The 13,601-nt window shown below is 60.8% G+C and carries 11 protein-coding genes and 1 pseudogene; 6 read left to right on the forward strand and 6 right to left on the reverse strand.

What is annotated here, in order from left to right:
- Positions 1-142 precede the first annotated feature (142 nt).
- Complete coding sequence (locus PSH65_RS18320; RefSeq protein WP_305421633.1) at positions 143-700, forward strand: PQQ-dependent catabolism-associated CXXCW motif protein; 558 nt, start codon at positions 143-145, stop codon at positions 698-700.
- 57 nt (positions 701-757) lie between these two features.
- Positions 758-1,423 carry a response regulator transcription factor gene (locus PSH65_RS18325; protein ID WP_305421634.1) on the forward strand — a complete coding sequence of 222 codons (666 nt, stop codon included), beginning with the start codon at positions 758-760 and terminating at the stop codon, positions 1,421-1,423.
- A 126-nt stretch (positions 1,424-1,549) separates the two neighbouring features.
- On the opposite strand, the gene nahK is transcribed toward PSH65_RS18325, so the two are convergent.
- The 5 genes and pseudogenes from nahK to PSH65_RS18350 form a co-directional block, all read right to left on the reverse strand.
- A complete protein-coding gene (nahK, locus tag PSH65_RS18330; RefSeq protein ID WP_370694653.1) occupies positions 1,550-4,183 on the reverse strand; it encodes a hybrid sensor histidine kinase/response regulator NahK/ErcS' in 2,634 nt (877 codons plus the stop codon).
- Positions 4,113-5,277: pseudogene (gene nosP / locus PSH65_RS18335) on the reverse strand (nitric oxide-sensing protein NosP). Before nosP ends, nahK begins: the two are co-directional and overlap by 71 nt.
- 471 nt (positions 5,278-5,748) lie before the next feature.
- On the reverse strand, positions 5,749-6,933 hold the full coding sequence (locus PSH65_RS18340) for a porin (RefSeq protein ID WP_008005357.1): 1,185 nt from the start codon (positions 6,931-6,933) through the stop codon (positions 5,749-5,751).
- Positions 6,934-7,142: 209 nt separating this feature from the next.
- Positions 7,143-7,949, reverse strand: coding sequence for a sulfite exporter TauE/SafE family protein (locus PSH65_RS18345; protein WP_305421635.1), 807 nt, complete (start codon positions 7,947-7,949; stop codon positions 7,143-7,145).
- A 42-nt stretch (positions 7,950-7,991) separates the two neighbouring features.
- Positions 7,992-8,327, reverse strand: coding sequence for a helix-turn-helix transcriptional regulator (locus PSH65_RS18350; RefSeq protein WP_305421636.1), 336 nt, complete (start codon positions 8,325-8,327; stop codon positions 7,992-7,994).
- Positions 8,328-8,431: 104 nt separating this feature from the next.
- On the opposite strand from PSH65_RS18350, the gene PSH65_RS18355 reads away from it, so the two are divergent.
- Entirely contained in the window at positions 8,432-9,295 is an 864-nt protein-coding gene (locus PSH65_RS18355) for an MBL fold metallo-hydrolase (RefSeq protein WP_305421637.1), read from the forward strand.
- Positions 9,296-9,354: 59 nt separating this feature from the next.
- Here PSH65_RS18355 and bkdR read toward each other — a convergent pair whose 3' ends face one another.
- Positions 9,355-9,843, reverse strand: coding sequence for a Bkd operon transcriptional regulator BkdR (bkdR, locus tag PSH65_RS18360; protein ID WP_017339472.1), 489 nt, complete (start codon positions 9,841-9,843; stop codon positions 9,355-9,357).
- Between the two features lie 185 nt (positions 9,844-10,028).
- On the opposite strand from bkdR, the gene PSH65_RS18365 reads away from it, so the two are divergent.
- Genes PSH65_RS18365 through PSH65_RS18375 form a run of 3 tightly spaced genes read left to right on the forward strand, consistent with a single transcriptional unit; the run spans position 10,029 to position 13,599 of the window.
- Positions 10,029-11,264 (forward strand): 3-methyl-2-oxobutanoate dehydrogenase (2-methylpropanoyl-transferring) subunit alpha, encoded by a 1,236-nt coding sequence (locus PSH65_RS18365; RefSeq protein ID WP_305421638.1) that lies wholly within the window; start codon positions 10,029-10,031, stop codon positions 11,262-11,264.
- Between the two features lies 1 nt (position 11,265).
- Positions 11,266-12,324: an alpha-ketoacid dehydrogenase subunit beta gene (locus PSH65_RS18370; RefSeq protein ID WP_305421639.1), complete on the forward strand. Its 1,059-nt coding sequence runs from the start codon at positions 11,266-11,268 to the stop codon at positions 12,322-12,324.
- Positions 12,325-13,599, forward strand: a complete 1,275-nt coding sequence (locus PSH65_RS18375) for a dihydrolipoamide acetyltransferase family protein (protein WP_305421640.1) — start codon at positions 12,325-12,327, stop codon at positions 13,597-13,599.
- The last annotated feature ends 2 nt before the right edge of the window (positions 13,600-13,601 follow it).

A 13,601-nucleotide genomic window follows, 5' to 3' on the forward strand; every position in this document is an offset into this window, starting at 1 on the left:
GACAACACTAATCCCCTATGGGAGTTTTGTGTTGAACAGGTCAAAATTACTACTTTAGTACTGGTTTACCTGTCTATCGTCGCATTCACAACGCACCGCTACTGGCATGTAATGGGTTCATAACTATAAGGACTGAACCCCCATGCCGCGTGCACGACGTGTTCTGCTGTGCCCTTCTCTCGCCGCGCTGTCGCTGAGCCTGTTGCTGGGCGCCGCACAGGCCGAAACAGCGCTGTTCTCAGCCGACGGTTATCGCGTCGGCCTGTACCGCAGCCCGACCCCGACTCAGCTCCAGGGCGCGAGTATCATCGACACCCCCGCCCTGCAAAACCTGCTCAAGCAGACACCCCGGCCGGTGCTGATCGACGTCTACCGCCGGCAATGGCTGCAAGGCCGTTTCATCGAAGATCAGCCCCACGAGAACCTGCCCGGCAGCCATTGGCTGGCCAATACCGGTGATGGCGACCTGACGCCCCCATGGCAGGAATATTTCGCGCGCCACCTGCAGCAATTGACGGCGGGCGACCTGACTCGACCGTTGGTCTTCTACTGCCGCTCCGATTGCTGGTTGAGCTGGAACGCGGTAAAACGCGCCGCTTCCATAGGCTATAAAACACTGTATTGGTACCGCGACGGGCTGGATGCGTGGCAAGCGGCGAACCTGCCCGTGACGCCGGCCCGGCCTGAGCCCTTTCCCTGACTTGAGCGCTTGCGTGTTGTTGCCACACCCGAATCAAAAATAATGAGGTGAAAGGCCATGTACAAAATTCTGATTGCCGACGATCACCCGCTGTTTCGCGAAGCCATACATAACGTCATCAGCGACGGTTTCCCCGGCAGTGAGGTCATGGAGACCGCCGACCTCGACAGCGCCCTGGCCCTGACCCAGGAACACGATGACCTGGACCTGATCCTGCTCGACCTGAACATGCCCGGCATGCATGGCCTTAATGGCCTGATCAACCTGCGTAACGAGGCGCCGACCATTCCGGTGGTGATCGTTTCGGCCGAGCAGGACAAACAAATCGTGCTGCAAGCCATTACCTATGGCGCGGTGGGGTTCATCACCAAATCGTCGCCACGGGCGCAGATGACCGAGGCCATCCAGCAGATTCTCAATGGCAACGTCTACCTGCCGCCGGACATCATCCGTACACAAAAAAGCGGCACTCATCGCCGGATGAATGACACCCCGAGCTTCCCGCCGGAGCTGCTGCAGGCGCTGACTCGCAAGCAGTTATTGGTGCTTGAGCGCATGACCAAAGGCGAATCGAACAAGCAGATCGCCTACACCCTGGAAATCGCCGAAACCACGGTCAAGGCCCACGTCTCGGCGATCTTGCGCAAACTCAATGTGCACAACCGGGTGCAGGCAATATTGAGTGCTGGGGATATTGATTTCGGGTCGTATTTACGGCGGTAACTGCCCGGTTCTGTCGATCGTTCCCACGCTCCGCGTGGGAATGCAGCCAGGGACGCTCCGCGTCCCAAAGAGCGGACGCAGAGCGTCCGGTGAGGCATTCCCACGCAGAGCGTGGGAACGATCACATCAAGGCCGGCCGAGCAGATGACTCATCGCCGTCTTGAGCTTCATCGGCCGCACCGGTTTGTGCATCAGGGTATGGCCCAGTTCGCGGATTTGCTGCTTGAGTTCATTGCTGTAGTTGGCGGTGATCATCATCGCCGGGATCGCCGAGGCGCGACGGGCGTTGATGCGGGCCACGGCGTCGACACCGTTCTGCTCGTCATCCAGGTGATAGTCGGCGATCAGCAGGTCGGCTTCGTCGTGATAATTATCCACTTGCCGCGCCAGGTCCTCCTCCGACAGTGCCGTGACCACCCGGCAGCCCCAACCTTCGAGCAAGGTGCGCATCCCGGCACAAATCGCCGCGTCGTTGTCCAGCACCCACACCCGAGCACCGCGCAGGCGCTCAAGCATTGGTTCGCTCATCAGCAGATTCGGCAACGCCTTCGGCGCCGTGGCACTCAACGGCACTTCGACGGAAAACATCGAGCCTTTGCCCGGCCACGAACGCACATGAATCCGGTGGCCAAGAATGCGGGCGATTTTCTCGACGATCGCCAGACCCAGCCCCAAGCCGCGATCCTGATCCGGACGCTGCACGTCACCGCGTTTGAACTCCTGAAAAATCTCCTCCAAACGGTTTTCGGCAATGCCCATGCCGCTGTCCCAGACTTCGATGGTCAGCCGCTGATGATGACGCCGACAACCAAGCACCACCCGCCCGCTGTAGGTGTAGCGAATCGCATTGCTCAGCAGGTTGCGCAGGATCCGTGCGAGCAACTGAATGTCACTGCGCACCAGCGCCGAACACGGAATGAAATGCAGTTCAAGGCCTTCACTGCGGGCCACCTGGGTGTATTCGGCGGCGAGGTTTTCCAGCAATTCGCTGAGGGCGAACGGCGCGATGTCGGCCTTGATCACCCCCGCATCGAGTTTGGAAATATCCACCAACGTGCCCAACAGGTTCTCCACGTCTTCCAGGGAATTGCTGACATTGCGCACCAGATTCTCGTTGGCCACCGGCTCCCGGCGTTCCAGCAACGCGCTGGTAAACAGCCGCGCGGCGTTGAGCGGTTGCAGCAAGTCATGGCTGACGGCGGCGAGAAATTTGGTCTTCGACAGGTTGGCCTGCTCGGCCTCGAGCTTGGCTTCGCGCAAGCGTGATTCCACGCGGCGGCGCTCGTCGATTTCGCGCAATAGCTGGTCGTTGAGGGTGGTCAGTTCGGTGGTGCGTTCGCGTACCCGCAACTCCAGGTTCTGATAGGCCTGATGCAGCGCCTCGGCGGTGCGACGGCGCTCGGTGATGTCGCGGATCAACACGAAAATCCCCACCACTTCCCCACTGGCCAGGCGATTGGGCACGTAGGAGCGCAGCATGTAGCGCTCCTGATTGTTGATGTTGGTTTCGGCAAACTCGAACGTCACGCTCTCACCGGCCAGGGCCCGCGCCACGTAGGCTTCCAGGCGCTGATAATGCTGCTCGCTATGCACTTCGCGCAGGCTCTGCCCGAGCATCACGCCCCGGGGCCAGCAATACCATTCTTCATAGACTTTGTTGGTGAACTCATACACCAGATCGGCATTGAGGTAGGCGATCAGCGCCGGCACATGGTCGGTGATCAAGCGAATCCAGCGCTCGCTTTCGCTGAGGGCTTCGGCGTGCCGGTAGCGTTCGGTGATGTCAGTGAAGGTGTTGACGAAACCACCGGTGGGCAACGGATGGGTGCGAATTTCCAGCACCCGGCCATCGCAGAGGCGCTGCTCGCATTCCTGCACCTGCCGCCCGTTGGCATCGCGACTGGCCGGGGTCAGCAGGTTCAGCTCGCTGTCGGCGATCACTTCGGCGAACGGTCGATGGGCCGCCACCGGGGCCAGGCCGCTGAGCTCCAGGAAGCGCCGGTTCCACAGTTCCAGAATGCCCTCGGCATTGACCATCGCCACCCCTTGGGACAGGTTGTCGACCGCCCGTTGCAACAGATGCGATTTTTGCGCCACGGCCTGCTCGCGGCGCAGGGTTTCGCTGAGTTTGACGTCGGTAATGTCGGTGAACAGGATCACCCGCCCGCCTTCCTGGGTCGGCCGTTCGCTGACTTGCAGCCAGCGGCCATTGTGCAGGCGGTAGAGCAGGCTTTCGTCGACATGCCCCCGGGGTTCTTCACTGAACAGCCCGGTTGAGGTCATCAGCCGCTTGACCTCGCGCAAGCGCATGCCCGCGTTAATCCGCACCCGGCTGTTGCCCCAGAACGCCTTGAAGCGGCTGTTGAACAGCACGATCCGCTGCTCGGCATCGAACAATACAAAGGCGTCGGAAATGCTTTCGATGGCGTCGATCAAGTGTTGATGGGCGGTTTCGGCCCGTAGCCGCGCTTCGCTGAGCAAATGGTTGCCAGCCTTGAGTTCGGCCATGGCCTGGTTCAGGGCATCGGTGCGCTCGCGCACCTGTTCGGCCAGCACCACCGAATGCTGGAACGCCGCATACGGGTCGTTGCCGCGGGTGATGCCGGATTCGATGCGCTCGATCAACGCGCCATTGATGCGCTGTAGTTTCTGGTTTTCGTGCCGCAGGCTGGCGATCTGCGCCTGAAGGTCAGCGCTGTCCAGGGGCGCGGCCTCGGGCAATGGCGACCCCGGTGAAGGTTTGGTTGATGTGCATGCCATTGAACTGTTCTCCGTAGGTGTTGAAACCCATCACCCGCTGGTCTTGCAAAAACGCGCCGACCTGCTCGAGACGGCCGGCGTCTTCCAGTTCCAGGCGCCTGAGAAAGCAGTCGCAACCGATGGTCAGCAGCAGGTCGCCGAGACGCTCGCGCAAACCGTCGAACAGGTCTTGCAGATTCGGCAGCATGGGGCCGGGCTGCATGACGGTGAGGACGATGCCGTTCTCCACCGCACAGTAGAAACTCAGGCTCAGGTCCGGATGCACCTGCTGGATCGCCCGCACGTAATACTGATCGTTGATCCGCACCGCCAACGGGTGCGCGGCAAAGACTCGGTAATCAAGGTCCGCCACCGCCACGCCGATATGCCGGGCGTACTCTTCGGCGGCCGGCTCGGCGTTGAGTTCGAACACCCGGCGCGAGGCGCTATCGGCGGCGGTGACCACCAGTTTTTCGGCTCGGGGCAGGATGTGGTGGGTGGTAAAGACTTCGAAGTCCAGCCAGGTATTGACCAGCACCACCACCGCCGCGCCGCTGTGAAACTCGCCGCCGAAATACACGTGGGTGTGGGTCAAGTAATTGTCATCGCCGGCCGAACCACCGAAATGCGGAATGTCGCCCAACGCCGCGCTCAAGGCGGCGAGCACCATTTCTTCACGGCTGGACAAGCCATCGAGCAGGGTCAGGGCAAAGCTGTTGCCCTTGATCGGCGCCAGGGTATTGCTGCGACAACCGCTGACCAGGCGCTCAACCATTTGCTGGGCATCGATCAGGCTGAAATGCTCCATCTCGTCGATCAGTTCGGTTGGAGATGGAAAAGTGCCGGTGGTCGAAGCCCACCGCCGTCACGCAGCTACGGCCATAGCCTTGGGGGGTGATTTCCCCGGCGCTGGTGCAGCCCACCAGGCGAATGCCACCGAAACTCTGCTGCAACGCCTGCCCCAGCGCCTGCAAGTCGTACTCGGCGGAACAGAAGAACAGCACGAAGCCCAAATGCGGGTGCAAGAGTTGTCGCGCCAGATCCTGGGCCGCTTGCTGGGCATCGATGGCCTGGGACATGGCACTGACCACACCGTCGCTCTGAACCTGCTGCATCGTCGCCCCTCGCCGGTGCGCCTGTATGAGGCACTAGTGTACGAAGCCTGCGGGTGGCGGCGAATGCTACTTGGGTAGCGGGTGGGGGGTTCGATGGGATGAGAGTGGTGCTGGATCAGCGAGAATCTGTGCTGGAGTTGGGAAGCTTGAGCTTTTGTGGCTAGAGGACTTGGTAAGTTAAGACGCAGAACCTGTGGGAGCGTGGCTTGCCCGCGAAGAACGATGACGCGTTATACCTGAAAAACCGCGGTGCATTCTTCGCGGGCAAGCCACGCTCCCACAGGATTTTCGTCGCTCAAATTTCTTAACTTACCGGCATTGGAACTTGCCCCCGCTGGACTGCGAAGCAGTCCCCCAAATTCTGGCCGATGCGCGACTAGAATCGGGAGGGGGGTCGCTTCGCGACCCAACGGGAGCAAGCTCCCTCGCCACAGGAAGCTCCCTCGCCACAAGTAGTGGTTAGTCAGCCAGTTACCAGGTCAACACCGCCCCCACCGCAAACGTATCGGTGTCTTCATTCTGGGCGCTGGTGTCGTGGCCGTTGATTTCGAATTGGTTGTACTCGGCCACCAGCTTGAGGTTGTCGTTGACGTCATGGAACAGCGCGATGCCGCGAGTCTCGTAATCGGCGCCGCTGCCGACCACGCCGTTTCCGTCGTCCTCGGTCTTGCCGTAAGACAGGGCCAGGCGGTTCTTGCCCAGTTTGTAGGAGCCCTGCAACAGGTAACCGTCGCTGTCGACATTACGCAGGGTCGGCTCGCCCGCGTTGTTGGTGAAGAACGGGTTAATGCCTTTGGCCTGGAAACCGGAACCGGTCAGCGACAGCCCGCCCATCTTCGCCTGCACACCATAGCCGACGCCTTTGGAGGTGACGGATTCGACGCTGGAGTCGGTGTTGTCCGACGTCTGGTAGCTGCCGTTGAGCCAGCTGTAAATCTTCGCCCCGCCGACGTCGAACTGATAGGTGATCTCGCTCTCGGTGCGCGGGTTCTCCTGATAGGCCTTGCCGGTTGCGCTGCTGTCGTTGGTGTCGACCGGGTCCATGATCCCCACCGCCACCCGCAAACCGTCCATCACCGGGGTGCGATAGGTAATCTGCGACGTCGGGAACGGGTACGGATAACCGCTGCCGATGTTGCCGAACGACACCCCACCGCCGTCCACCAAGCCCAACGTATCGCTGACCTGACCGTAACCGGCCAGCAGTTCGTCGAGCAGGATGTTGGAGCGGGCAAACAGGCCGAAGTCCTTGCCGATCAGCACCTCGCCCCACTCCGGGTTGGCCACTGTGCCGTAGAACTGCCGCACGTCGATGGCGGTGTCGGTACCGTTGGTTTCGCTGTCGTTGATGGTCACCCAGAACGAAGCCCGGGCGCCGAGCTTGAGGTCATCGACCTGCTTGCCCATGTTGAAACCCAGGTAGTTGGGCAGAAACCCCATCTTCACCCGCGCCTGGCGCCGGTCGTACTGCTCGCCGGCCCGGTCCACGTCGCTGTTCACATAGAAGGCGTTGATGTAGCCATCCGTGGAGAACGTGGTCTGGTCCTTGTCGTACAGCATAATCTCGGCCTCGGCCATTGAGCTCAGGCCAAGGGACGACAGGCTGGCGATGAAGGCCGGTAAGAAACGATGCTTGAAGTTCTTATTGTTGTGCATGGCGCGCTCCGCAACGGGGGACTTGATGTCGGAGGCGATTATCGAAAGCTGACCGGCGGCGTCATACGCTGCCTTGGGGGCGGTTGTCAGGTGCTTTGGGGTGGCCGGTGTAGCGCGGCAAATTCGGTGTAAGACCGCCCGTCGGACAGGCCCGGAACTTAGGGTGTAAGCCTGTGGACCCGACTGGCGTCCACAGGACCCGGTGCCCGCTAGGCGAGCGCTCTAAACAGCATGTAAGCGGCGACCACCACGCAGATGCTGGCGAAGCCGATCTGCAGCCCTCGGGCCGGCATCCGCGCGCAGAGTTTTCGACCAAGGATCATCCCGACGATGCTGGCGACAATGAACGACACGCCCAAACCATCGATCCGCACCCCGGCATGAAACGCGCCAATCACCCCGATGATTGAGATCAGGCTGATCACCATCAACGACGTGGCGACGATCCCGCGCATCTGCACATCGGTCAGTTGCTTGAACGCAGGCACTATCAGAAAACCGCCACCGACCCCGAGCAACCCCGAGACCACGCCAGTGACCGCTCCGAGTGCCGCCAGGGTCGCGGTACATTTGGCGGTCCAGGAAAAACGCCCGGTCTGCTGATCGAGCATGCAGTTTTTCTGGCCCCAATTGGCATGGCCGTGATCGCTGGGGCCGTCGTCGAGCTTTTCCGGGCGCAGCATCCGCCAGGCCACCATGATCATCAGCAAACTGAACAGCACCTTCAGAATCTTTTCCGGCAACTGATGGGCGAAGTAGATACCCACCGGCGCAAACACCGCGCCGAGCAAAGCAATCAACAGCGCCGCGCGATAGCGCACCAGGCCATGGCGCAAACCGTCGACCGCACCGATTGCCGCCGCACTGCCCACCGCGAACAACGCGACGGGCGCCGCTTGGGTCATGCTCAGGCCCAGCCCGAGCACCAGGGCCGGCACTGCAAGAATACCGCCACCGGCGCCAGTCAAACCGAGCACCAGGCCCATGACCAGGCCAAAAAAACTTGCCAACAACATAGATTTTTCTCTTCAGTCGTTACTGTCGCCATAGTGCCGGGTTCAGCTCCAGCTTTTCAGCACCGCTCCGCAGTACAGGCCGGACAGCGTCTTCATCACCTGAATCACTTCGTGACTGGCTAAACCATAGAATATGTACTTGCCTTCACGACGGGTCGCGACCAATCCCTCGTCGCGCAGGATGCCCAGTTGTTGGGACAGTGTGGGCTGGCGCACGCCGGTCATTTTCTCCAGCTCGCCGACGTTGCGCTCGCCCTGGGTCAGCTGGCAGAGAATCAGCAAGCGGTCCTCGTTGGCCAAGGCCTTGAGCAGCGCGCACGCCTTGGAGGCTGAGGCCCTGAGCTGGGCGACTTCACATTCGTTCAGACTGGATTGCATTTGCAGGATGCCTTCGATCTCACTTAAGCTGCAAACATTATGTTTAAACATAAAGTGTTGCAACCGGTTAGTGTCTTCCTGCCCCTTTTCACAGGTTCGCGCCCATGTCTGCCTTGATAGAAGCCTTCCTCGACCCCGCATCAAAGACCTACAGCTACGTGATTTACGAGCACGATGGCGGACACTGCGCGATTGTCGACCCGGTGCTCGATTACGACGGTGCCGCCGGTCGCACCTCGACCGTCCAGGCTGACAGGATCATCGCCTTCGTTCGCCAACACCGGTTGCAGGTGCAATGGCTGCTCGAAACCCATGCCCATGCCGATCACCTGTCGGCTGCGCCGTATCTGCGTCGGGAACTGGGGGGCAAGATTGCGATTGGTCAGTCGATCAGCAAGGTTCAGGGCGTGTTCAAGACGCTGTTCAATCTTGAACCGGAATTCAGAGTCGACGGTTCGCAGTTCGATCACCTGTTCGCGCCGGACGAGTCATTCCGCATCGGCAACCTCAAGGCCACGGCCCTGCATGTGCCCGGGCATACTCCGGCAGACATGGCTTATTTGATCGATGGCGATGTGATTATGGTGGGCGATACGCTGTTCATGCCGGATGTCGGCACCGCACGTTGCGACTTCCCCGGTGGCAACGCCAACCAGATGTTCGCCTCGATCCGCAAACTGCTGGCCTTCCCCGCCAGCGTGCGCCTCTTCGTCTGCCACGATTACCCGCCCGAGGGCCGCGCCCCGCAATGCCAGAGTACGGTCGGCGAGCAGCGCAAAAGCAATATTCATATTCACGACGGCATTGATGAGGCCGCTTTCGTCGCCATGCGCACCCAGCGCGATGCCGGTTTGGACATGCCGACACTGCTGTTGCCGGCGATTCAGGTGAATGTGCGGGCGGGGAATTTGCCGCCGGCCGAAGACAATGGCGTGACCTACCTGAAAATCCCCCTGAATCAACTCTAGTCCCGTAGCAGCTGTCGAGCACCGCGAGGCAGCTGCTACAGCCGCTACAACTGCGATCTTCAATTGGCCAACGTCAACCCATTCGCCGGCAACGGCAACGCCGTCTTGTAGCGCACTTGCTTGAGCGCAAAGCTCGAACGGATGTTCGCCACCCCCGGCACCTTGGTCAGAAAATCCATCATGAAGCGCTCCAGCGACTGAATGGTCGGCACCAGCACGCGGATCAGATAGTCCGGGTCGCCGGCCATCAAATAACACTCCATCACTTCCGGGCGATCCGAGATCGCCTCTTCGAAATGCTGCAACGCCTCCTCCACCTGCTTCTCCAGGCTGACGTGAATGAACACATTCACATGCAGCCCCAACAGGTCAGCATCCAGCAGGGTCACCTGCTCGCGAATCAGCCCCAGTTCTTCCATCGCCTTGACCCGGTTGAAGCACGGCGTCGGCGACAGGTTCACCGAGCGCGCGAGGTCGGCGTTGGTGATGCGCGCGTTCTCCTGAAGGCTGTTGAGAATGCCGATATCGGTACGGTCCAGTTTGCGCATGAGATAAAACCACCTGTTTTTTATGTTTATGCAGAATTTCTATCCTTAAATAACCTCTAGCGCAACGAAACACAGAGAAATATTCTTCTTGGCCCGGCCTATGATTGTTGTAGGACAAGAATTCTTTTACCGAAGAATGACTGCCAGCTCACTACAAGAAATTCACAAGATCGAGCGTAGAAGCCATGAACCAAGCGTACGAACCGCTGCGCCTGCACGTTCCCGAACCTTCGGGCCGCCCCGGCTGCAAAACCGACTTCTCCTACCTGCATCTGACCGATGCTGGCACGGTGCGCAAACCCCCAATCGACGTAGAACCAGCCGATACCGCTGATCTGGCCAGAGGCCTGATTCGCGTGCTCGACGACCAGGGCAATGCCCTCGGCCCATGGGCTGAAGGCGTACCCGTCGAGATCCTGCGCAAAGGCATGCGCGCCATGCTCAAGACGCGGATCTATGACAACCGCATGGTGGTCGCCCAGCGCCAGAAAAAAATGTCGTTCTACATGCAGAGCCTCGGCGAAGAAGCCATTGGCAGCGCCCAGGCCCTGGCCCTGAACATCGACGACATGTGCTTCCCCACCTACCGTCAACAAAGCATCCTGATGGCGCGCGAAGTGCCGCTGGTGGACCTGATCTGCCAACTGTTGTCCAACGAGCGCGATCCGCTCAAGGGCCGTCAGTTGCCGATCATGTACTCGGTCAAGGAGGCCGGTTTCTTCACCATTTCCGGCAACCTCGCCACCCAATTCGTCCAGGCGGTGGGCTGGGGCATGGCCTCGGCGATCAAGGGCGACACCAAAATCGCCTCAGCGTGGATCGGCGACGGTGCCACCGCTGAATCGGACTTCCACACCGCCCTCACCTTCGCCCACGTGTACCGTGCGCCGGTGATCCTCAATGTGGTCAACAACCAGTGGGCGATCTCGACGTTCCAGGCGATTGCCGGCGGTGAAGCCACCACCTTTGCCGGACGCGGCGTCGGTTGCGGCATCGCCTCCCTGCGGGTCGATGGCAACGATTTTTACGCGGTGTACGCTGCATCCGCCTGGGCCGCCGAACGCGCTCGTCGCAACCTCGGTCCGACCATGATCGAATGGGTCACCTACCGCGCCGGCCCGCACTCGACCTCCGATGATCCTTCCAAATACCGTCCCGCCGACGACTGGAGTCACTTCCCGTTGGGTGACCCGATTGCGCGCCTCAAGCAGCACCTGATCAAAATCGGTCAGTGGTCCGAAGAGGAACACGTCGCGGTCAGTGCCGAACTGGAAGCCGAAGTGATCGCCGCGCAGAAAGAAGCCGAGCAGTACGGCACCCTCGCCGGCGGCCAGATTCCGAGCGCCGCGACCATGTTCGAAGACGTCTACAAAGAGATGCCGGAGCACTTGAAGCGCCAGCGTCAAGAGTTGGGGATCTGACATGAACGATCACAACAATAAAATCGAGTTGGAAACCGCCATGACCACGACCACCATGACCATGATCCAGGCCCTGCGCTCGGCCATGGATGTGATGCTTGAGCGTGACGACAACGTCGTGGTGTTCGGCCAGGACGTCGGCTATTTCGGTGGTGTGTTCCGTTGCACCGAAGGCCTGCAGACCAAGTACGGCACCTCCCGGGTGTTCGATGCGCCGATCTCCGAAAGCGGCATCGTTGGCGTCGCCGTGGGCATGGGTGCTTACGGTTTGCGGCCGGTGGCCGAGATCCAGTTCGCCGATTACGTCTACCCGGCATCGGACCAGATCATTTCCGAAGCGGCGCGCTTGCGTTATCGCTCGGCCGGCGAGTTCACCGCGCCGATGACCCTGCGCATGCCCTGCGGCGGCGGCATCTATGGCGGCCAGACTCATAGCCAAAGCATCGAGGCGATGTTCACTCAGGTCTGCGGCTTGCGCACCGTCATGCCATCCAACCCTTACGACGCCAAAGGCCTGCTGATCGCCTCCATCGAAAACGATGACCCGGTGATCTTCCTCGAGCCAAAACGCCTGTACAACGGCCCGTTCGACGGTCACCACGACCGCCCGGTAACCCCGTGGTCGAAGCACCCCGCCGCGCAAGTGCCGGACGGTTACTACACCGTGCCGCTGGACGTTGCCGCCATCACCCGTCCGGGCAAGGACGTGACCGTGCTCACTTACGGCACCACCGTCTATGTCTCGCAAGTCGCCGCTGAAGAAACCGGCGTCGATGCCGAAGTCATCGACCTGCGCAGCCTGTGGCCGCTGGACCTGGAAACCATCGTCAAGTCGGTGAAGAAAACCGGACGTTGTGTGGTGGTGCACGAAGCCACCCGCACCTGCGGTTTCGGCGCCGAACTGGTCGCGCTGGTGCAAGAGCATTGCTTCCACCACCTGGAAGCGCCGATCGAACGCGTCACCGGTTGGGACACCCCCTACCCGCACGCGCAAGAGTGGGCGTATTTCCCTGGCCCATCCCGTGTGGGCGCGGCGTTGAAACGGGTCATGGAGGTCTGAATGGGCACGCACGTTATTAAAATGCCGGACATTGGCGAAGGCATTGCAGAAGTTGAATTGTCTCAGTGGCACGTCAAGGTCGGTGACATGGTCGTCGAAGATCAGGTGCTGGCTGATGTGATGACCGACAAGGCGATGGTCGACATCCCCTCGCCGGTGCACGGCAAGGTGATTGCACTGGGCGGACAGCCGGGCGAAGTCATGGCGGTCGGCAGCATCCTGATCAGCATTGAAGTGGAAGGCGCGGGCAACGTGAAGGAATCGACTGCACCAGCGGCTGCTATTAAAGAAGCCCCTGTGGCGGCGCCGAAAGTTGAAGCCGTCGTAGAAAGCAAACCGGCTGTAGTTGCCCCGCGTCCGGCTGTCATTTGCCAGGGACCGATGGTCGCTCGCGAAGCCGATGAACGTCCGCTGGCCTCCCCGGCCGTGCGCAAGCATGCGCTGGACCTCGGCATTCAATTGCGTCTGGTGCGTGGCAGCGGCCCTGCCGGGCGGATTCTGCACGAAGACCTCGAAGCCTATCTGGCTCAGGGTCAGTCGAACGCATCGACGGCCACCGCCGCTTACGCCCAGCGCAACGACGAACAGCAAATCCCGGTGATCGGCATGCGCCGCAAGATCGCCCAGCGCATGCAAGACGCCACCCAGCGTGCCGCCCACTTCAGTTACGTCGAAGAGATCGACGTCACCGCCGTCGAAGAACTGCGCGCACACCTGAACGAAAAACACGGCGCGACCCGCGGCAAGCTGACCTTGCTGCCGTTCCTGGTACGCGCATTGGTCGTGGCTCTGCGCGACTTCCCGCAGATCAACGCCCGTTACGACGACGAAGCCCAGGTCATCACCCGCCTCGGCGCGGTGCATGTGGGCGTCGCCACGCAAGCCGACATCGGTTTGATGGTGCCAGTGGTGCGTCACGCCGAAGCCCGCAGCCTGTGGGATAACGCCGCGGAAATCTCTCGCCTGGCAACTGCCGCACGCACTGGCAAGGCCAGCCGTGACGAGCTGTCCGGCTCGACCATCACCCTGACCAGCCTCGGTGCCCTGGGTGGCATCGTCAGCACCCCGGTGCTGAACCTGCCGGAAGTGGCGATCGTCGGCGTGAACAAAATCGTCGAACGGCCGATGGTCGTCAAAGGCCAGATCGTGATTCGCAAGATGATGAACCTCTCCAGCTCCTTCGATCACCGCGTGGTCGATGGCATGGACGCGGCGCTCTTCATCCAGGCCATCCGTGGCCTGCTCGAACAACCCGCAACGCTGTTTGTGGAGTAAGG

It is taken from the genome of Pseudomonas sp. FP603 (genome assembly GCF_030687415.1).
GTDB classification, from domain to species: Bacteria; Pseudomonadota; Gammaproteobacteria; order Pseudomonadales; family Pseudomonadaceae; genus Aquipseudomonas; species Aquipseudomonas wuhanensis.